The sequence below is a fragment of the Pseudomonas sp. G34 genome (assembly GCF_031119625.1).
Taxonomy (GTDB): domain Bacteria; phylum Pseudomonadota; class Gammaproteobacteria; order Pseudomonadales; family Pseudomonadaceae; genus Aquipseudomonas.
On sequence record NZ_JAVHZV010000009.1, the window covers coordinates 165,174 to 183,699 of the forward strand.

Genomic DNA, 18,526 nt, shown 5'->3' on the forward strand with positions numbered 1-18,526 from the left:
GAATCAAAGGTTTATCCTCTTTTTCTTTGTATGGCATGACGCTTGCTCTTTCAGTCGCAAGCTCGCTTGACGCGCGCCGATAACAAATCCCTCCAGGTCAGGAGGGTTTGCGCCTAAACAAGAAAAGTGGTGCGGACGTTGCTGGATGTCATTGCCGCGCCCAAGAGGATTCACCATGACTGCCACAACGAATGACGTTGTCCGTCAACCGTTCTACAAGATGCTCTATGTCCAGGTGCTGGCTGCCATCACCCTCGGCATCATTCTCGGTCACTTCTATCCCGAAACCGGCGTTGCCCTCAAACCGCTTGGCGATGGTTTCGTCAAGCTGATCAAGATGGTCATCGCGCCCATCATCTTTTGCACCGTAGTCAGCGGCATCGCCGGCATGCAGGACATGAAGGCCGTCGGCAAGACCGGCGGCTACGCGCTCATGTACTTCGAGATCGTTTCCACCATCGCCCTGATCATCGGCCTGGTGGTCGTCAACGTGGTGCAGCCGGGCGTTGGCATGCACGTCGATCCGAGCACCCTGGATGCCAGCAAGATCGCTGCCTATGCCCAGGCGGGCGAGGCGCAGACCACCATCGGCTTCCTGCTCAACGTGATTCCGTCCACCGTGGTCGGTGCCTTTGCCAACGGCGACATCCTGCAGGTGCTGTTCTTCTCGGTGATCTTCGCCTTCGCCCTGCAGCGCATGGGTGAGTTCGGTCGCCCGGTGCTCGAGTTCATCGATCGCATCGCTCACGTCATGTTCGGCATCATCAACATGATCATGAAGCTCGCGCCCATCGGTGCCTTCGGTGCCATGGCCTTCACCATCGGTCAGTACGGTGTCGGTTCGCTGGTCCAGCTGGGCCAGCTGATGCTGTGCTTCTACATCACCTGCTTCTTCTTCGTGCTCGTCGTGCTCGGCGGCATCTGCCGTGCCCACGGCTTCAGCGTGCTGCGCCTGATCCGCTATATCCGTGAAGAGCTGATGATCGTGCTGGGTACCTCGTCGTCGGAGTCGGCGCTGCCGCGCATGCTGACCAAGATGGAGAAACTCGGTGCCAACAAGTCGGTCGTCGGCCTGGTGATTCCCACCGGCTACTCCTTCAACCTCGACGGCACCTCGATCTACCTGACCATGGCCGCGGTGTTCATCGCCCAGGCCACCGATACGCCGATGGACATCACCCACCAGATCACCCTGTTGCTGGTGCTGCTGGTGGCCTCCAAAGGTGCTGCTGGGGTGACCGGTAGTGGCTTCATCGTGCTGGCCGCCACCCTGTCCGCCGTTGGCCACCTGCCGGTTGCCGGCCTGGCGCTGATCCTGGGTATCGACCGCTTCATGTCCGAAGCCCGCGCCCTGACCAACCTGGTGGGTAACGGCGTGGCCACCATTGTGGTCGCCAAGTGGTGCAAGGAGCTGGACGAAGACACCCTGCAGCGCGAGCTGGCTTCCGGCGGTCGTCCGGAGGTGCTGGCCGTGCCTGCCGATAGCGCTGGCAAGGTTTCCTGATACCGATGTCGTCGACCTTCCCGCTCAGGGAAGGTCATCTGCCCGCCCTCGTGGCGGGCTTTTTTATGGGCGATTGAACTGCAGCAAGGCTGGCACTTGGCCGTTAGGTAACCTGTGCTATTGAGCCAGGCTGCGTTCGGTATGAGGATTTTCCTGCAGTCAGCGTTTCGCGAGGCCGATGGTGTTTTGCTGCGTAGCGCTGCTCATTACTCCAACGAACGGTGAGGTTTCCATGAAATACGGCATGAAGAAAACCCGCTCACGCAGCGTGAAGCTGGCCGCAGTTCTGCTCGCGGGTATCGCATTCAGCGGCACCGCCAGTGCCTGGACGTTCGAGCATGGCTGGAGCTGCCAGAACAAGTGGTACCAGATGGGCCTGATCGAGCTTATCGCCTGCGGTGGCGGTGGCGAGGGCTGAACCGCACACGATCGGCCCGCGATGTTCCGGCTGCCGAGGTTTCCCCAGTGGCCCGCCCGCGAGCGGGCTTTTTCATGCCGTACAGGAATCAGCCATATGGTTGGCGAACGCGCTGTCAGCCGCAAGGCTCGAGATGCGGATGGTTTCGGGCGAGATGGGGAGGGGCCAAAACGAAAAAACCGGCCACGAGGGCCGGTTTTTCTGGGATTTGGTCGGAGAGACAGGATTCGAACCTGCGACCTTCTCGTCCCGAACGAGACGCGCTACCAAGCTGCGCTACACTCCGAATTCGCCAAATTCTACTCAAAAACTTTTGCAACACAAGGGGTTAGCAAAAATTTTTAATCGGGGCGCCGCGCTTGGCGTGCGCCCCCCAGAACAGCGGGGCGCTTACAGCTCCTTGACGGTACGAACCTGATCCTTGTTGACCTTGGTGCGCTTGCCGTCCAGCTGCTCGAACTCGTAGAAGCCGGTGTCATCGTCAAAGTCAGGACGATCTACAGTCTGGATTTCACGGCCATCGTTGAGGGTGATCACCGATGGCGTGGAGCAGCCAGCCAGGGTAACCAGGCCGAGGGCGAGTAGAAACGCAGCGGTAGTCCGTTGCTTCATGGCATGTCTCCTTAAAGTCGAAGCTGAGTGATTACCTTGGCTCAGACGGGTACACCGCGACCAAGTTCCACCCTATTTATCCACCCGGGGCGGCCTTACCGCAAGCGTTCAGCCGAGCAGGTCGGCTGAGTTGAGGTTGCTCAGGCGCGGATCGTCGGCCTCGCAAGGCAGCGCAGCGGGATCGTGCGCCCGTAGCCAGCGCTGGGTGCTGCGCTCGCCGGCCTGCCACGCTTGCTCCAGCGACGGCAGCAGGCGGCGAGGGATGACGGCGAACAGCGGCTCCCAGTAGCCGGCGCGTTGCGCCATCACCGGGCGATCCCCAGCCAGGGTCAGCAGGTCCTCGATCAGCACACGGTCGACCCGCGGGGCGTCGCAGGGCAGCACCAGCAGCAGCGGATGACGGGCGACCTGCAGGGCTGCGCGGATACCGGCGAGCGGGCCGGGAAAGTCGGCACTGTCGTCACCGACCAGGCGGTCGGCGTAGGCCCCATAGGCCTGCTGGTTGCGGTTGCAGGAAATGATCAGGTCGTCGGTGAGTGGCCGCACCACCTCGTGCAGCCAGGCGATCATCGGTCGCGCCCGCCAGTGCACCAGGCCCTTGTCCAGGCCGCCCATGCGTTGCCCTCGGCCACCGGCGAGGAGGACCACGGAAAGGCTTTGCGGTGGGGCTGCAATGGGCATGGCAAGGGGCTCCGAGGGTGGCGCTGTGGTATAACACCGGCCATTGTTGACGACAACTGGAAGCCTGCCATGAGCCACAAGGCCGATGCGCCATTCGTGCCCCTGAATATCGCCGTACTGACGGTCAGCGATACCCGTACGCTGGAAACCGATACCTCCGGGCAACTCTTCGTCGATCGCCTGAAAGCCGCAGGCCATAACCTCGCCGAGCGGGTGCTGCTCAAGGACGACCTGTACAGGATCCGCGCCCAGGTCGCCACCTGGATCGCCGAGGACGTGGTGCAGGTGGTGTTGATCACCGGCGGTACCGGCTTCACCGGCCGTGACAGCACCCCGGAAGCGGTGGCCTGCCTGCTCGACAAGCAGGTCGACGGCTTCGGCGAGCTGTTCCGGCAGATCTCCACCGCCGATATCGGCACCTCGACCATTCAGTCCCGGGCGCTGGCCGGCCTGGCCAACGGCACCCTGGTGTGCTGCCTGCCGGGCTCGACCAATGCCTGCCGCACCGGCTGGGACGGCATCCTCGCCGAACAGCTCGACGCGCGCCACCGTCCCTGCAACTTCGTGCCGCACCTGAAACGCGCGGCGCCCTGCGAGAGCCGCGGATGAGCGAGCAGCATGCGCCGCTGATGCCGGTGGAGCAGGCACTGGCTCGGCTGCTGGAGCTGGCCGAGGCCACGCCGATCACCGAGCAGGAGATGGTCGACCTGGCCGCAGCCGATGGCCGGGTGCTGGCCGAGCCGATGGTCGCCGGCCTTGACCTGCCGCCCTGGCCGAACAGCGCCATGGACGGCTACGCGCTGCGCCTGGCCGACTGGCAGGGCGAGGCGCTGCCGGTCAGCCAGCGCATCCTCGCCGGCATGGCGCCCGACCCGCTGCAGCCCGGCACCTGCGCGCGCATCTTCACCGGTGCCCCGGTTCCGCAAGGCGCCGATACGGTCGAGATGCAGGAGAACGTCAGTGTCGGCGACGACGGCCGCGTGCATTTCAAGCAGGCGCTGCAGCTGGCGCAGAACATTCGTCCCCAGGGCCAGGAAAACCGCAAGGGCGAGACCCTGCTGGCTGCCGGTACGCGCCTGGGCCCAATCGAACTGGGGCTGGCGGCATCCATTGGCCTCGCCAGGCTGCCGGTGCGGCGTCGGCCGCGGGTGGCGGTGCTGTCCACCGGCGACGAGCTGGTCGAACCTGGTCACGGCCTGGGCCCGGGGCAGATCTACAACAGCAACCGCTATCTGCTGGTCGCCTGGCTGCAGCGCCTGGGCTGCGAGGTCATCGACGCCGGCATCCTGCCCGATGATCTCGAGCGCACGCGCCAGGCCCTCGGAGAACTGGATGATGTCGACCTGATCCTGTCCACTGGCGGGGTGTCGGTGGGCGAGGCGGATTTTCTCGGCATCGCCCTGCGTGAGGCCGGCGAGCTGGCGCTGTGGAAGCTCGCCATCAAGCCGGGCAAGCCGCTGACCGTCGGCGAGTTCCGCGCTCGCCCGGTCATCGGCTTGCCAGGTAATCCGGCCTCGACGCTGGTGACCTTCGGCCTGCTGGCGCGCCCCTATCTGCTGCGCCGCCTGGGTGTGCACAAGGTCGAGCCCCTGGGCTTCCCGGTGCCGGCGGGTTTTACCTGGGGCAAACCGGGCAAGCGCCGCGAGTTCCTGCGCGCGCGCCTCGAGAACGGCCGCGTGGTGCCATACTCGAACCAGAGCTCCGGCGTGCTGCGCAGCGCTGCCTGGGCCGAGGGGCTGGCACAGGTGCTGGAAGGCACCACCCTCGCCGAGGGCGACCTGGTGCAGTTCATTCCGATGAGCGAACTGCTCGGCTGAAGCGTAGGGGCGGCAGGCTGCGAACCAATGACGGCGAGCGTGATTATTTCGCTCGCGTGTTGTCTGGATAAGCAGCCCTGTCTTCAATCCCGTTTCCGGAGCCGTTATGCAAGAGCGTAAAGCGCTGTTGATCCTTCATGGTAAGCAGTCCCTCAACGATGAGGTGCGCACTGCGGTGGCCAGCCAGCGTGAGCGCGGCTGGGATCTCGCCGTGCGGCTCACCTGGGAGGCGGGCGATGCCCAGCGCCTGGTCGGCGAGGCTCTGCAGGCGGGCTACCCGACCCTGATCGCCGGCGGCGGCGACGGCACCCTGCGTGACGTCGCCGAAGCCATGGCCAAGGCCGAAACCGATGCCAGCCTGGTGTTGCTGCCGCTGGGAACCGCCAATGATTTTGCCCATGCGGCAGGCATACCGCTGACGCCCGCCGATGCGCTGGCGCTGCTCGATACGCCCGCGCAGCCGATCGACCTCGGCGAGGTCGATGGCGAGCTGTTCCTGAATATGGCTACGGGGGGCTTCGGCTCCAACATCACGGCCAATACCTCCGAGGATCTCAAGCGTTTCCTGGGTGGGGCGGCTTACATGCTCACCGGCCTGACCCGCTTTGCCGAAGTACGCTCGGCCTTTGGTCGCTTCAAGGGCCCGGATTTCCAGTGGGAGGGCGATTTCCTCGCCCTGGGCATCGGCAATGGCCGGCAGGCCGGCGGCGGGCACGTGCTGTGCCCCCACGCCCGGGTGAACGACGGTTTGCTGGACGTGTGCATCGTGCCGGCCGCCCACGACGTGGTCGGCACCCTGGGCACGCTGCTGTCCGGCGGCCTGAAGGGCATCGAAGGCGTGGCGATCAGCGCGCGCGTGCCCTGGCTGGAAATCGATGCCCCGGAGGGCCTGGACCTGAACCTCGATGGCGAGCCGCGTGGTGGGAATCGTCTACGCTTTGCTGCAAGGCCCCAGGCGCTGCGCCTGCATTTGCCGGAGCACTCACCTTTGCTGCGCGACTGATCGGCTGGTGCTGGTGTAGCGCCGCGCGCTGGTGCAAGATGGCGTTGCGCCATGCCGCCTACAGTAATTGCACGACTGGCCGATAGCTTCATACGAACACTACGCCTCACAGGAGCGAATAATGGCCGGTATTCTCGACACCGTTGATCAACGGACGCAGCTGGTAGGCGAGAACCGCCTGGAAATTCTGATGTTCCGTCTGGCGGGCCGGCAGCTGTTTGCCATCAACGTGTTCAAGGTGCAGGAAGTGCTGCACATGCCCAAGCTGACCTTGATGCCGCATCGCCATCGTTTCGTCTGCGGGGTGATTCACCTGCGTGGCCAGACCCTGCCGGTCATCGATCTGTCCCAGGCCATCGGCATGCGGCCGATCGTGCCGGATGAGCGCAGCACCATCATCGTCACCGAGTACAACCGCTCGATCCAGGCGTTCCTGGTCGGCGGCGTCGACCGCATCATGAACCTCAACTGGGAGTCCATCCTGCCACCGCCGGGTGGAGCAGGGCGTCAGCATTACCTGACGGCGATCACCAAGGTCGATGACCAGTTGGTGGAAATCATCGACGTGGAAAAGGTGCTGGCCGAGATCGTGCCCTACGACACGCGCATTTCCGGTGACCGTCTGGCCGATCCGCTGCTGGAAAAAGCCCGTGGTCGTGAAGTGCTACTGGTCGATGACTCCAGCGTGGCCCTGGCGCAGTTGCGCGATACCCTGTCCCAGCTCGGCATGAAAATGCACGTCGCCACCGACGGGCTCAAAGGCCTGCACATGCTCAAGGCCTGGGCAGACGCCGGCGAGGTCATCACCGACAAGCTGCTGATGATGTTCACCGACGCCGAAATGCCGGAAATGGACGGCTACCGGCTGACCACCGAGGTGCGTCAGGACCCGCGCCTGCGTGACCTGTACGTGGTGCTGCACACCTCGTTGTCCGGCAGTTTCAACGACGCCATGGTCAAGAAGGTGGGCTGCGACAACTTCCTGTCCAAGTTCCAGCCCGACAAGCTGGTGGATGTTATTCGTCAGCGTCTTGCCCTGGACGAAAAGTAACGCGCTGGCGGCTTGAGCCATCACGGCGGTTTGCGTATAACCGCCGTTTCGCTCACCTCAGGACGCCGCGCCATGCACCTCTCCGCGCTGTACCGCTTCCCCCTCAAGTCCGCCATGGGTGAATCCCTGCCCAGCCTGCAGCTCGACGGCCTGGGCGTGGCCGGTGATCGGCGCTGGATGTTCGCGGACGCGGAAACCGGGCGGTTCATGACGCAACGCACCTTCCCTCGGATGAGCCAGCTGCAGGCGCGCTGGAATGCCGCTGGCGGCCTGACTCTCGAGGCGCCCGGCATGCCGGCGTTGCAGGTGGCGTTGCCGGAGCCGGACCAGGCGCTGCGCGGTGTAATCATCTGGCGCGATACCCTGCGGGTGCCGGATGCCGGCGACGAAGCCGCTGCCTGGGGCAGCGAATTGCTGGGCAAGGCCTGCCGCCTGGTGCACGTGCCGGCGGAGCGGGCGCGTTTTATCGAAGGCAACGTCAATGGCGACGAGAAGGTCGGTTTCGCCGACGGCTTCCCGCTGCTGTTGATCGGCCAGGCCTCCTTGGACGACCTGGTGGCCAGGGTCGGCCGTCCGCTGGAGATGCTGCGCTTTCGCCCCAACCTGGTGGTGCAGGGCAGCGAGCCCTATGCCGAGGACAACTGGAAGCGCATCCGCATCGGCGATGTCGAGTTCACCCTCGCCAAGCGCTGCTCGCGTTGTGTGATCACCACCATCGACCCGCAGACCGGTGAGCGCAGTGCCGACCGCGAGCCGTTGACCACCCTGCGCAGCTATCGCCAGGGCGAAGACGGCATCCTGTTCGGGCAGAACCTGATCAACCACGGCAGCGGCGAGCTGCAGGTCGGCATGGCGGTCGAGGTAGTGGCTTAGGTCACTATGCTGGGTAGCCCGGGTCGAGCGCAGCGACACCCGGGGCGATTGCCTCGGATGCCGATAGGAAGACGCGATGCAGCGCCTCTACTGATCGAAGTAACGCTCGTGCCAGCCCACCAGCGGCTGTGGCGCGTTGAGCTTGTCGCCGTAGATCACCGCATAGGACAGCACGTTCTGCACGTACTGGCGGGTTTCGTTGAACGGAATGTTCTCCACCCACACGTCATAGGACAGGTGATCGGCGCCGCGCAGCCACTGCCGCACGCGCCCAGGCCCGGCGTTGTAGGCGGCCGACGCGAGCACCCGGTTGCCGTTGAACTGGCCATAGATCTGGCTCAGGTAGGCGGCACCCAGCTGGATGTTGACGCTGGGCAGCAGGGCATTGTTGGGGTTGCTCAAAGGAATGCCGAACTTGCGCGCGGTTTCCTTGGCGGTGGCGGGCATCACCTGCATCAGGCCCATGGCGCCGACGGGGGATTTGGCGTCGGCCATGAAGCCGCTTTCCTGGCGGGTGATGGCGAACACCCAGCTCGAGTGCAGGCCGCGTTTCTTGGCCTCCGCGGTCAGTGGCTCGCGATGGGCCATGGGGAAGCGGATATCCAGGTCATCCCAGTATTTGGCCTGGCTGATGGTGCGGATCGCCGGGAAATACCACTGCATGTCGTAGGCCAGGCGCGCCTGGGCAACCAGCTCGTCGCGGTCGAAATGGCGGCTGGCGTGATACCACTCGCGGCGACCTTCGACGATCTGACCGCGGTCGTGGAATTCCATGGCGCGGCGGATGCCCGGCGCATTGCGTACCTTCTTGATCACCGCGGGGCTCAGTTGCAGCGGTGCGTTCTTCAGGAAATAGGGCTCCTTGACCTGATCGGCGGCCATGAACCCGTAGAAGTCGCGCTCCTTGGCCAGCTCGTGGAACAGCGGCTGGGCGGCCTTGCTGTTCGGTTGCGCCAGTTGCAGGCTGCGCGCCTGCCAGTAGCGCCAGCGGTTGGTGCTGGCCAGGGACTCGGGCATGCGGCTGATCAGCTTGTGGGCTTCGTCCCAGCGGCCCAGGCGCAGCAGCAGGCGAGCACGCCATTCGCTGACGGTGTCGTCGCGCAGGTTGGGATCGTATTTGGCCATCACCTCGAGGGCGCGCGGGTCGAAGCGGCGCGCCAGGGTCAGGCCGATCTGGTTGGCGATGGCGACCTTTTCCTGCTCGGAAAAGCGCATGCGCTGCGAGTAGCCCTCGAGCAGGCTCAGGGCCTGTTCCGGATCCTGGCGGGCGAGGCGGCGCAGGCCGAGGCTGACCACATCGCCCATGGCGTCGTCGGCCGGCGTGAAGCGTGCGGTCTGGGTGAGCATCTGCGGTTTCTGGGCGACGTCGACGAGCAACTTGCCGTGGTTGCTCAGGGTTGGCAGATCCTTGCTCAGAAAGGTCGCCAGGCTGTAGTTGCGCGCTTCAGCGGCCAGCTTGGTGCGCTGCCAGCGGCGTTGTTCGGTCAGTTGGCCTTCGGCGGCCCAGCGGTCGAACAGGCGGTCACAGGCTTCGGGCTGGGATTTGCCGACCAGCCAGAGTTTCTCGGCGGTGGCATAACCTTCGGCGGTCTGGCCCTGGGCCAGCTGGCGCTGGCCATTCAGGCAATCGAGTTCGGTGAAGTTCAGCCCCGGGTCGTAGTAGTTGGCGAAGGTCTGCCATTCGCCACGCTCGGCCAGCCAGCGCAGCCAGCGCAATTTCATCCAGCTGGCCTGGGGCAGGTCGCCGTGGGCGGCGAGGAAGCCTTCGATTTCCTGGTTGCTGGCCGACTTCAGGCGGGCGGTCAGCTCGTCGTAGGCCAGGTAGGGAGTCAGCGGATAGTCGCGCAACGCGCTGGCGTAGCGCTGGTAAGGCCCCTTGTCGCCCTTGGCGAGCGCCGCCTTGGCTTCGTCGTAGTACTGGCGCTGCTGCTGCAGGCTGGCGGCCTGGCTGAGCGTGGAGGTGGCGGCGCAAAGGATCAGGCAGGACAGCAGACTGGGCAAACGACAGCGCATGGCTCTTCCGGGGTCATCTCGTGAGCGGGCGCGACCTGGCTGATGCCGGTCGCCTGATGTGCCCTTGGGGCGGTTACCGGTGTGCGCCGCGGCGATACGGGCATCGTCCGGCGCGGCGGCGGCAATGGTCGCTAGCTTAGCCTTTTGCCGGCGTGCCGCGAAAGGGCCGCTGGTGCCTGGCGCATGTCTGTTTATGTCACATCGATGGCCGGTGCCGAGGCTGACAGACGCCGACGGTCTTCTCGGTTAGAATACGCGCCCGTTTTTGGCTGGCGCACGCGTCGGCCAGATCAGTTTTCGTGGTCGGCAGCAGCGAGCCCCAGGTCGCGCCCCAGGCTTTCGCCCACCACTCCCGTGTATTGTCGAGGCAACCCTGATGACCCTGCTCAAGTTCACCGATGTTTCCCTGGCCTTTGGCGCCATGCCGCTGCTGGACAAGGTGTCTTGGCAGATCGCCCGCGGCGAGCGGGTGTGCATCATCGGCCGTAACGGCACCGGCAAGTCGAGCATGCTCAAGCTGGTCAATGACCAGCAGAAGCCCGACGATGGCGCGATCTGGCGTGCGCCGGGGCTGAAGATCGGCGAGTTGCCCCAGGAGTTGCCGGTGGCCGATGGCCGCACGGTATTCGACGTGGTTGCCCAGGGCCTCGATGGCGTTGGCGAGCTGCTTGCCCAGTACCATCACCTGGCGCAGAACTGCGTGACCGAGGACGACCTCAACAAGCTCATGCACGTGCAGCAGGAGCTGGAGGCAAAGGACGGCTGGCGCCTGCAGCAACTGGTCGACAGCACCCTGAGCCGCCTGCAGTTGCCGGCCGACAAGACCCTGGCCGAGCTTTCCGGCGGTTGGCGCCGGCGCGTGCTGCTGGCCCAGGCGCTGGTCAGCGAACCCGATCTGCTGCTGCTCGACGAGCCGACCAACCACCTGGACATCGGCGCCATTGCCTGGCTCGAAGAAGCCATCAAGGAATTCCAGGGCGCGGTGCTGTTCATCACCCACGACCGGGCCTTCCTGCAGAGCCTGGCCACGCGCATTCTCGAGCTGGATCGCGGCGGGCTGATCGACTGGAACGGCGATTACGCCAGCTTCCTGGTGCACAAGGAGGCCGCCCTGGCCGCCGAAGAAACCGCCAATGCGCTGTTCGACAAGAAGCTGGCCCAGGAAGAAGTGTGGATCCGCCAGGGCATCAAGGCCCGTCGCACCCGTAACGAAGGCCGCGTGCGTGCCCTGAAGGCCTTGCGTGTGGAGCGCAGCGAGCGTCGCGAGCGCACCGGCAAGGCCAATATCCAGCTGGACGTGGCGGACAAGTCCGGCAAGCAGGTGATGGTGCTGGAGAACGTCAGCTTCGCCCATCCGGGCGGCCCGCTGCTGATCAAGGATTTCTCCATGGTGCTGCAGCGCGGTGATCGTATCGGCCTGCTTGGCGCCAACGGTACCGGCAAGACCACGCTGCTCAAGTTGATGCTCGACGGCTTGCAGCCGACCGCCGGCAAGGTGGAGCAGGGCACCAAGATCGAGGTGGCCTACTTCGATCAGCTGCGGCACCAGCTCGATGTGGAAAAGACCGTCATCGACAATATTTCCGAAGGCCGCGATTTCATCGAGATCGATGGCCAGAACCGCCACGTGCTGAGCTACCTGGGCGATTTCCTGTTCAGCCCGCAACGCGCGCGCACGCCGGTCAAGGCGTTGTCCGGCGGTGAGCGTGCCCGCCTGCTGCTGGCCAAGCTGTTCAGCAAGCCGGCCAACCTGCTGGTGCTCGACGAGCCGACCAACGACCTCGACGTGGAAACCCTGGAGCTGCTCGAGGAAGTGCTGGCGAACTTCAAGGGCACCGTGCTGATGGTCAGCCACGACCGGGCCTTCCTCGACAACGTGGTGACCAGCACCCTGGTTTTCCAAGGCGAGGGCAAGGTGCGCGAATACGTCGGCGGTTATCAGGACTGGCTGCGCCAGGGCGGCTCACCGCGCCTGCTCGGCGTCGGCGAAAGCAAGTCGGGCAAGGCCGAGCTGAACTCGGCGATCGTCGAAACGGCCGTGGCCGAAGCGCCGCCCGCCGAGGCTGCAGCGGCTGCGCCAGCGGCGAAGAAGAAGCTCAGCTACAAGCACCAGCGTGAACTGGACGCCATGCCGGAGCAGATCGATGCCGCCGAGCAGGCGATTGCCGCCCTGGAAGCACAGATCGCCGATCCGGCCTTCTATCAGCAGTCGGGCGAGCAGACGGCGGTGGTGCTGGCGCAATTGCAGGCCAGGCAGGAAGAACTGGATCGTTTGGTCGAGCGCTGGGCTGAGCTGGAAGGCTGATACCCATCCGCTGAGCTGAAAACGCCGGGCGTTTGCCCGGCGTTGGTCGCCTTGCCGCAGGGGATCAGGCCGAGGGTTTCTTGAGGCTCACTGCCAGTACGTCGCACGGCGCGCCATGCAGCACGTCGTTGGCGGTGGAGCCGAGCAGCAGGGCCAGGCCATGGCGGCCGTGGCTGCCGACGATGATCAGGTCGCAGTGCTGTTCGGCGGCCAGGCGGTGAATTTCCTGGCGCGGCTGGCCGTAGGCCAGGTGGCGGCTTTCTGCGCTGAGCTGCGGGTATTTGACGGCAAACGCGTCGAGGCGCTCCTTGGCTTGTTCGAACTGCTGCTGTTGCAGCATCGACAGGTCCATCGGCACGTCGCCACCGAAGGCCATGGCCATGGGTTCGACGATGTGTACCACGGAGAGTTTGGCCTGGGTGCTGCCGGCCAGAGCCTGGGCGCGCTTCATTACCGGGTCGCACTCCTCGGTCAGATCGACGGCGACCAGAATGTGCTGGTAGGACATGGGGTGTCTCCTTACAAGGGTGACCAGTGATTTCAAGTATGGCTGGTTTGAGCATTTACCACAGGTTGCGCAGTCGAGATAGAAATTATGACGGGATGGATCGTTCTGGCCCTACTGGTCCTGGCCCTCAGCCCGCTGGTCTGGCTGGTGCCATCGCGGCGCCAGCGCGGTCAGATGGACGTGCGCATGCAGGCGCGGCGCCTGGGCCTGGCGATGCAGCTGGCCCGCGAGGAGTGGCCGTACTGGCTGGCCAAGACGCCGCCCAACCCCTGCCCGCAATACCACCATCCACGGCCCCGCGGGCGCCAGGACAGCTGGTGCTACTGGCAGCGCGAGCCGGGCCAGTGGCTGAACAAATGGCAGGAGCCCTGCGCCGACACGGCACTGGCCGCACAGCTCGCCACCCTGCCGGCCGACGTCTACAAGGCCGAGGCCACGCCGCAGATGATCGCGCTGTTCTGGGGCGAGCGTGCGCAGCCCGAGTCGCTGCCGGCGATCGCCGCCTTTCTCAAGGGCCAGGCCTGACCCGGCTGTCGAGCCGGCGTCGCACTGGCTCATGACGCGCTGCCCGATTGCGCGTACAGCGCGTCGACGTCCGCCAGGCTGCGGATGATGCTGTCCGAATACTTGCTGACCAGAAAGGGCACGCTCTTCTCGTTGTAATTGCGCAGCGAACTCTCGATATATCGCCACTTGGTCGCCACGCCATCGAGCGTGGTGTTGACCGCCGCACTGTTGGCTGCCTGGTTGCGCAGCGCCGCCAGGCGCGTGGCAAAGTCGCCGACCAATTCCTCGATGGGCCGCTCGCTGCTGTCTGCGGAGAAGCTCGCGCCCACCGAAGCGCTGCGCGCGGCGTAGTTCACGGCGATGCTCTGCATCAACAGGCTGAGCTGCCGGACGGCGCTGGCCTGCTCGCTGACGGCGCTGCCATCCATGGGTTGCAGCGCTTCGTAAAGCGCCTGGGCGGTCGCCAGTACCTGACGGTTGCGCGAGGCCATGTCCGCGACCGGCTGCAGATCCGTGTAGCCCTGTTTTTGCAGGGCTGTCATCAAGCTCGTCAACTCCAGGTCGTAGGCTTGCCATTGCTCCTGCAGCTGGCCTTGCAGGCGCGCGGCACCTGCGTCGGGCAGGTTCGCCAGCTTACCCAGCTGCTCGCGTGCGCGCTGGCGGGAGGCATCGATCATTCGCGCATAGCGCTGGTCGCCTTCCATGCCGTTGTACATGTAGAAGTCGCCCAGGCTTTTCTGGGCGGCAAGATGGAAGTTCTGCAGGTGCTGGAGGTCGCCAGTGGTGTTGGCGGATACCGCCATGGGTATCAGCAGGGCAGCAAGCAGAAGGGCACGCGGAGAGAAGGTACGCAAGTGAGTGGGCATGCGGGAACCTCGGTGTAGTCGCTCGTTCTTGTTGTTTTTGGGCATTCGGTGGCAGCCGAATGGGCGCGACTCTACCCGTGCCCCGGGGTTTTGGCTAGCGCTGGCGAACGGGCCGGCGGCGCCTGCCGAATGATGGGATATCGACGCTGATGATAGGCTTTTCGCGACGGGCCAGCGTGACTGTATGGTCTGCGTAGTGCTTGCCGCACCTGGCTACATAACGCCAATTGACAATCGCAGGCTTTTCCGTGAAGGTGTGCTCACCCAAATCAAACGGGCGTATGAATTGAGTGTTTGCCTTGCCGGCAGTGCCCAATTCAGTCCGAATACCGCATCGGTGGGTAGCAGATTTTCGTCTACGTTGTCTGGTGGCGTGAGTCAGCCTGTTGGCTCCGGTGTGTACTGTTCAGATTCCCTTAGCGTGGAGATCAGTTGATGATTTACGAAGGTAAAGCCATCACGGTTAAGGCTCTTGAAAGCGGCATCGTCGAACTCAAGTTCGACCTCAAGGGTGAGTCCGTCAACAAATTCAATCGTCTGACCTTGAGCGAGCTGCGCCAGAGCGTCGATGCGATCAAGGCCGACGCCTCGATCAAGGGCGTGATCGTCAGCAGCGGCAAGGACGTGTTCATCGTCGGCGCCGACATCACCGAGTTCGTCGACAACTTCAAACTGCCCGAAGAGCAGCTGGTTGCCAGTAGCCTGGAAGCCAACAAGATCTTCAGCGATTTCGAAGACCTGAACGTACCCACCGTGGTCGCCATCAACGGCATCGCCCTGGGTGGCGGCCTGGAAATGTGCCTGGCTGCCGACTACCGGATCATGGCCGAGGGCGCCAAGATCGGCCTGCCCGAAGTCAAGCTGGGTATCTACCCGGGCTTCGGCGGCACCGTGCGCCTGCCACGCCTGATCGGTACCGACAACGCGGTCGAGTGGATCGCCTCCGGCAAGGAAAACCGCGCCGAGGAAGCCCTCAAGGTCGGTGCAGTAGACGCCGTGGTCAGCGCTGACAAGCTGCAGGCCGGTGCCCTGGACCTGATCAAGCGCGCCATCTCCGGCGAGCTCGACTACCAGGCCAAGCGCCAACCCAAGCTGGAAAAGCTCAAGCTCAACGCCATCGAGCAGATGATGGCCTTCGAGACTGCCAAGGGGTTCGTCGCCGGCCAGGCCGGCCCGAACTACCCGGCGCCGGTCGAAGCGATCAAGACCATCCAGAAGGCCGCCAACTTCGGCCGCGACAAGGCCCTGGAAGTCGAAGCAGCCGGGTTCGCCAAGCTGGCCAAGACCTCGGTCGCCGAGAGCCTGATCGGCCTGTTCCTCAATGACCAGGAACTGAAGAAGAAGGCCAAGGCTCACGACGCCATCGCTCACGGCGTGAAACTGGCTGCGGTACTGGGTGCCGGCATCATGGGCGGCGGCATCGCCTATCAGTCGGCTTCCAAGGGCACGCCGATCCTGATGAAGGACATTCGCGAAGAAGGCATCAAGATGGGCCTGAACGAGGCCTCCAAGCTGCTCGGCAAGCGCGTCGAGAAAGGTCGCATGACCACCGCGCAGATGGCCGAGTCGCTGAGCGCCATCCGTCCGACCATGTCCTACGGTGATTTCGGTCACGTCGACATCGTCGTCGAAGCCGTGGTCGAGAACCCCAAGGTCAAGCAGGCCGTGCTGGCCGAGGTCGAGGCTGCAGTCAAGGAGGGCACCATCCTGGCGTCCAACACCTCGACCATTTCCATCAGCCTGCTGGCCAAGGCCCTCAAGCGCCCGGAAAACTTCGTCGGCATGCACTTCTTCAACCCGGTGCACATGATGCCCCTGGTCGAAGTCATCCGCGGCGAGAAATCCAGTGACGAGGCGGTGGCCACCACCGTGGCGTACGCCAAGAAGATGGGCAAGAACCCGATCGTGGTCAACGACTGCCCGGGCTTTCTGGTCAACCGCGTGCTGTTCCCGTATTTCGGCGGCTTCTCCAAGTTGCTGAGCTTCGGTGTCGACTTCGCCCGTATCGACAAGGTCATGGAGCGGTTCGGCTGGCCCATGGGCCCGGCCTACCTGTCCGACGTGGTCGGCATCGACACCGGCCACCATGGCCGCGACGTGATGGCCGAGGGCTTCCCGGATCGCATGGCGGTGGAAGGCCGTACCGCGGTCGACGTGATGTACGAAGCCAACCGCCTGGGCCAGAAGAACGGCAAGGGCTTCTACGCCTACGAGACCGACAAGCGCGGCAAGCCGAAGAAGGTCAGCGACCCCGAGGCCTACGAGCTGCTCAAGCCGATCGTGGCCGAGCAGCGCGAGCTGAGCGATGACGACATCATCAACATCATGATGATCCCGCTGTGCCTGGAAACCGTGCGCTGCCTGGAGGATGGCATCGTCGAGAGCGCCGCCGAGGCCGACATGGGCCTGATCTACGGTATCGGTTTCCCGCCCTTCCGTGGGGGGGCGCTGCGTTACATCGACAGCGTCGGGGTTGCCGAATTCGTGGCCCTGGCCGACAAGTACGCCGATCTGGGTGCGCTGTATCAGCCGACCGAGAAACTGCGTGAAATGGCCAAAAACGGCCAGACCTTCTTTGGTTAATCGCGCAACGATTGGAGCGAGAGTGAATTTATGAGCCTGAATCCAAGAGATGCAGTCATCGTCGACTTCGGCCGTACCCCGATGGGACGTTCCAAGGGCGGCATGCACCGTAATACCCGCGCCGAAACGATGTCGGCGCAACTGATCAGCAAACTGCTGGAGCGCAACGACAAGGTCGACCCCAAAGAAGTCGAAGACGTCATCTGGGGTTGCGTCAACCAGACCTTGGAGCAGGGCTGGAACATCGCGCGCATGGCGTCGCTGATGACCCAGATCCCGCACACCAGTGCCGGCCAAACCGTCAGCCGCCTGTGTGGCTCGTCGATGAGCGCGCTGCACACCGCCGTGCAGGCCATCCAGACCGGCAACGGCGATGTGTTCGTGGTCGGCGGCGTCGAGCACATGGGCCACGTCGGCATGATGCATGGCGTCGACCCGAACCCGCACCTGTCGCTGTATGCCGCCAAGGCCTCCGGCATGATGGGCCTGACCGCCGAGATGCTGGGCAAGATGCACGGCATCACCCGCGAAGCCCAGGACCAGTTCGGCGTGCGCTCCCACCAGCTGGCCCACAAGGCCACGCTGGAAGGCAAGTTCAAGGACGAGATCATCCCGCTGCAGGGCTACGACGAGAACGGCTTCCTCAAGGTCTTCGACTACGACGAAACCATTCGCCCGGAAACCACCCTGGAAAGCCTGGCCAACCTCAAGCCGGCCTTCAACCCCAAGGGCGGCACCGTGACGGCGGGTACTTCCTCGCAGATCACCGATGGCGCCTCCTGCATGATCGTCATGAGCGCCCAGCGCGCCCAGGACCTGGGCATCCAGCCGATGGCCGTGGTGCGTGCCATGGCCGTGGCCGGTGTGGATCCGGCGATCATGGGCTACGGCCCGGTACCCTCGACCCAGAAGGCGCTCAAGCGTGCCGGCCTGACCATCGATGACATCGATTTCGTCGAGCTCAACGAGGCCTTCGCCGCCCAGGCCCTGCCTGTGCTCAAGGACCTCAAGCTGCTCGACAAGATGGAAGAGAAGGTCAACCTGCACGGCGGCGCCATCGCCCTGGGTCACCCGTTCGGTTGTTCCGGGGCGCGTATCTCCGGTACCCTGCTCAACGTGATGAAGCAGAACAACGGCACCTTCGGCGTGGCGACCATGTGCGTTGGCCTGGGTCAGGGCATCACCACGGTGTTCGAACGCATCTAAGAATCCGCCGCCACCTTTGAACGGATTCGCGGTACCTGTTGCACAACCGGGGCTTCTGCCCCGGTTTTTGTTTTTAGGAGCCTGCCTTGTTGCATGGGGCAGCCTGGTTCGGCCCGTGGCACGAAATGCCGGCCGACCTTTCTATCGAACGAAAAATATTTCCAGGAAATTGAATGATGTCGCTGCAACCCGGTCTCTACCGTCATTACAAAGGCCCCGAGTACCGTGTGCTGGGCGTGGCCAGGCACTCGGAGAGCGAAGAGGAAGTGGTCGTCTACCAGGCGCTGTATGGCGAGTTCGGCCTTTGGGTACGGCCGCTGGCGATGTTTACCAGTGAGGTCGAACTGGACGGCGAGCGGGTTCCACGCTTTGCTTTGGTCGAGGCCGAGGCAAGCGTTCTCTACCATCCCTGAGCGCACTTCAGGAAGCGCTCGCCCTTGACCTTGCCTTGACCGCCACTATATATAGCGGGGCCAAAGCTGATCGCAGGGCGATCGGGATCGTGTAAAACGCCACTCCGATCCGCGGCAGCACCACGCTTTTTGCGTCCGCTCTATCGAGCGAGCGCCTTCATCGTCG

Annotated in this window: 17 protein-coding genes and 1 tRNA gene; 12 read left to right on the plus strand and 6 right to left on the minus strand. The window is 64.2% G+C overall.

Annotated elements, in window-relative coordinates; translation table 11 throughout:
• Nucleotides 1-175 precede the first annotated feature (175 nt).
• On the plus strand, nt 176-1,504 hold the full coding sequence (locus QYS36_RS06230) for a dicarboxylate/amino acid:cation symporter (RefSeq protein WP_308838660.1): 1,329 nt from the start codon (nt 176-178) through the stop codon (nt 1,502-1,504).
• Nucleotides 1,505-1,748: 244 nt separating this feature from the next.
• Complete coding sequence (locus QYS36_RS06235) at nt 1,749-1,922, plus strand: hypothetical protein (RefSeq protein WP_308838661.1); 174 nt, start codon at nt 1,749-1,751, stop codon at nt 1,920-1,922.
• A 209-nt stretch (nt 1,923-2,131) separates the two neighbouring features.
• On the opposite strand, the gene QYS36_RS06240 is transcribed toward QYS36_RS06235, so the two are convergent.
• The 3 genes from QYS36_RS06240 to mobA all read right to left on the minus strand — a co-directional run bounded on the left by QYS36_RS06240 (nt 2,132) and on the right by mobA (nt 3,215).
• Nucleotides 2,132-2,208, minus strand: a tRNA-Pro gene (locus QYS36_RS06240).
• A 104-nt stretch (nt 2,209-2,312) separates the two neighbouring features.
• Complete coding sequence (locus tag QYS36_RS06245) at nt 2,313-2,534, minus strand: YgdI/YgdR family lipoprotein (protein ID WP_070886848.1); 222 nt, start codon at nt 2,532-2,534, stop codon at nt 2,313-2,315.
• Nucleotides 2,535-2,642: 108 nt separating this feature from the next.
• Entirely contained in the window at nt 2,643-3,215 is a 573-nt protein-coding gene (gene mobA, locus QYS36_RS06250; protein ID WP_308838662.1) for a molybdenum cofactor guanylyltransferase MobA, read from the minus strand.
• A 69-nt stretch (nt 3,216-3,284) separates the two neighbouring features.
• On the opposite strand from mobA, the gene moaB reads away from it, so the two are divergent.
• From moaB to QYS36_RS06275, 5 genes are all read left to right on the plus strand, one after another.
• Nucleotides 3,285-3,824, plus strand: coding sequence for a molybdenum cofactor biosynthesis protein B (moaB, locus tag QYS36_RS06255; protein WP_308838663.1), 540 nt, complete (start codon nt 3,285-3,287; stop codon nt 3,822-3,824).
• Complete coding sequence (gene glp, locus QYS36_RS06260) at nt 3,821-5,032, plus strand: gephyrin-like molybdotransferase Glp (RefSeq protein ID WP_308838664.1); 1,212 nt, start codon at nt 3,821-3,823, stop codon at nt 5,030-5,032. The genes moaB and glp overlap by 4 nt, the downstream gene beginning before the upstream one ends.
• A gap of 106 nt (nt 5,033-5,138) precedes the next feature.
• Complete coding sequence (gene yegS / locus QYS36_RS06265; RefSeq protein WP_308838665.1) at nt 5,139-6,035, plus strand: lipid kinase YegS; 897 nt, start codon at nt 5,139-5,141, stop codon at nt 6,033-6,035.
• A gap of 121 nt (nt 6,036-6,156) precedes the next feature.
• Entirely contained in the window at nt 6,157-7,086 is a 930-nt protein-coding gene (locus QYS36_RS06270; protein ID WP_308838666.1) for a chemotaxis protein CheV, read from the plus strand.
• Nucleotides 7,087-7,158: 72 nt separating this feature from the next.
• Complete coding sequence (locus tag QYS36_RS06275) at nt 7,159-7,959, plus strand: MOSC domain-containing protein (RefSeq protein ID WP_308838667.1); 801 nt, start codon at nt 7,159-7,161, stop codon at nt 7,957-7,959.
• Nucleotides 7,960-8,046: 87 nt separating this feature from the next.
• Here the strand turns inward: QYS36_RS06275 and QYS36_RS06280 are convergent, their stop codons facing one another.
• The gene (locus QYS36_RS06280; RefSeq protein ID WP_308838668.1) at nt 8,047-9,972 is read right to left on the minus strand and encodes a transglycosylase SLT domain-containing protein; all 1,926 of its coding nucleotides are present in this window, start codon (nt 9,970-9,972) and stop codon (nt 8,047-8,049) included.
• A gap of 376 nt (nt 9,973-10,348) precedes the next feature.
• On the opposite strand from QYS36_RS06280, the gene QYS36_RS06285 reads away from it, so the two are divergent.
• The gene (locus QYS36_RS06285; RefSeq protein ID WP_308838669.1) at nt 10,349-12,277 is read left to right on the plus strand and encodes an ATP-binding cassette domain-containing protein; all 1,929 of its coding nucleotides are present in this window, start codon (nt 10,349-10,351) and stop codon (nt 12,275-12,277) included.
• 64 nt (nt 12,278-12,341) lie between these two features.
• Here the strand turns inward: QYS36_RS06285 and QYS36_RS06290 are convergent, their stop codons facing one another.
• Complete coding sequence (locus QYS36_RS06290) at nt 12,342-12,785, minus strand: universal stress protein (protein ID WP_308838670.1); 444 nt, start codon at nt 12,783-12,785, stop codon at nt 12,342-12,344.
• 87 nt (nt 12,786-12,872) lie between these two features.
• Between QYS36_RS06290 and QYS36_RS06295 the strand changes: the two genes are divergently transcribed.
• On the plus strand, nt 12,873-13,310 hold the full coding sequence (locus QYS36_RS06295) for a hypothetical protein (protein WP_308838671.1): 438 nt from the start codon (nt 12,873-12,875) through the stop codon (nt 13,308-13,310).
• Between the two features lie 29 nt (nt 13,311-13,339).
• Here the strand turns inward: QYS36_RS06295 and QYS36_RS06300 are convergent, their stop codons facing one another.
• Nucleotides 13,340-14,158 carry a hypothetical protein gene (locus QYS36_RS06300; RefSeq protein WP_308838672.1) on the minus strand — a complete coding sequence of 273 codons (819 nt, stop codon included), beginning with the start codon at nt 14,156-14,158 and terminating at the stop codon, nt 13,340-13,342.
• Between the two features lie 435 nt (nt 14,159-14,593).
• On the opposite strand from QYS36_RS06300, the gene fadB reads away from it, so the two are divergent.
• From fadB to QYS36_RS06315, 3 genes are all read left to right on the plus strand, one after another.
• A complete protein-coding gene (gene fadB, locus QYS36_RS06305; protein WP_308838673.1) occupies nt 14,594-16,741 on the plus strand; it encodes a fatty acid oxidation complex subunit alpha FadB in 2,148 nt (715 codons plus the stop codon).
• A 30-nt stretch (nt 16,742-16,771) separates the two neighbouring features.
• Nucleotides 16,772-17,947, plus strand: coding sequence for an acetyl-CoA C-acyltransferase FadA (gene fadA / locus QYS36_RS06310; RefSeq protein WP_308838674.1), 1,176 nt, complete (start codon nt 16,772-16,774; stop codon nt 17,945-17,947).
• Between the two features lie 176 nt (nt 17,948-18,123).
• Complete coding sequence (locus QYS36_RS06315; RefSeq protein ID WP_308838942.1) at nt 18,124-18,360, plus strand: DUF1653 domain-containing protein; 237 nt, start codon at nt 18,124-18,126, stop codon at nt 18,358-18,360.
• Nucleotides 18,361-18,526: the final 166 nt, after the last annotated feature.

Coding starts and splice junctions, on each gene's coding strand:
- QYS36_RS06230 (WP_308838660.1), top strand. CDS start 176: ATGACTGCCACAACGAATGACGTTGTCCGTCAACCGTTCTACAAGATG.
- QYS36_RS06235 (WP_308838661.1), top strand. CDS start 1,749: ATGAAGAAAACCCGCTCACGCAGCGTGAAGCTGGCCGCAGTTCTGCTC.
- QYS36_RS06245 (WP_070886848.1), bottom strand. CDS start 2,534: ATGAAGCAACGGACTACCGCTGCGTTTCTACTCGCCCTCGGCCTGGTT.
- mobA (WP_308838662.1), bottom strand. CDS start 3,215: ATGCCCATTGCAGCCCCACCGCAAAGCCTTTCCGTGGTCCTCCTCGCC.
- moaB (WP_308838663.1), top strand. CDS start 3,285: ATGAGCCACAAGGCCGATGCGCCATTCGTGCCCCTGAATATCGCCGTA.
- glp (WP_308838664.1), top strand. CDS start 3,821: ATGAGCGAGCAGCATGCGCCGCTGATGCCGGTGGAGCAGGCACTGGCT.
- yegS (WP_308838665.1), top strand. CDS start 5,139: ATGCAAGAGCGTAAAGCGCTGTTGATCCTTCATGGTAAGCAGTCCCTC.
- QYS36_RS06270 (WP_308838666.1), top strand. CDS start 6,157: ATGGCCGGTATTCTCGACACCGTTGATCAACGGACGCAGCTGGTAGGC.
- QYS36_RS06275 (WP_308838667.1), top strand. CDS start 7,159: ATGCACCTCTCCGCGCTGTACCGCTTCCCCCTCAAGTCCGCCATGGGT.
- QYS36_RS06280 (WP_308838668.1), bottom strand. CDS start 9,972: ATGCGCTGTCGTTTGCCCAGTCTGCTGTCCTGCCTGATCCTTTGCGCC.
- QYS36_RS06285 (WP_308838669.1), top strand. CDS start 10,349: ATGACCCTGCTCAAGTTCACCGATGTTTCCCTGGCCTTTGGCGCCATG.
- QYS36_RS06290 (WP_308838670.1), bottom strand. CDS start 12,785: ATGTCCTACCAGCACATTCTGGTCGCCGTCGATCTGACCGAGGAGTGC.
- QYS36_RS06295 (WP_308838671.1), top strand. CDS start 12,873: ATGACGGGATGGATCGTTCTGGCCCTACTGGTCCTGGCCCTCAGCCCG.
- QYS36_RS06300 (WP_308838672.1), bottom strand. CDS start 14,158: ATGCCCACTCACTTGCGTACCTTCTCTCCGCGTGCCCTTCTGCTTGCT.
- fadB (WP_308838673.1), top strand. CDS start 14,594: ATGATTTACGAAGGTAAAGCCATCACGGTTAAGGCTCTTGAAAGCGGC.
- fadA (WP_308838674.1), top strand. CDS start 16,772: ATGAGCCTGAATCCAAGAGATGCAGTCATCGTCGACTTCGGCCGTACC.
- QYS36_RS06315 (WP_308838942.1), top strand. CDS start 18,124: ATGTCGCTGCAACCCGGTCTCTACCGTCATTACAAAGGCCCCGAGTAC.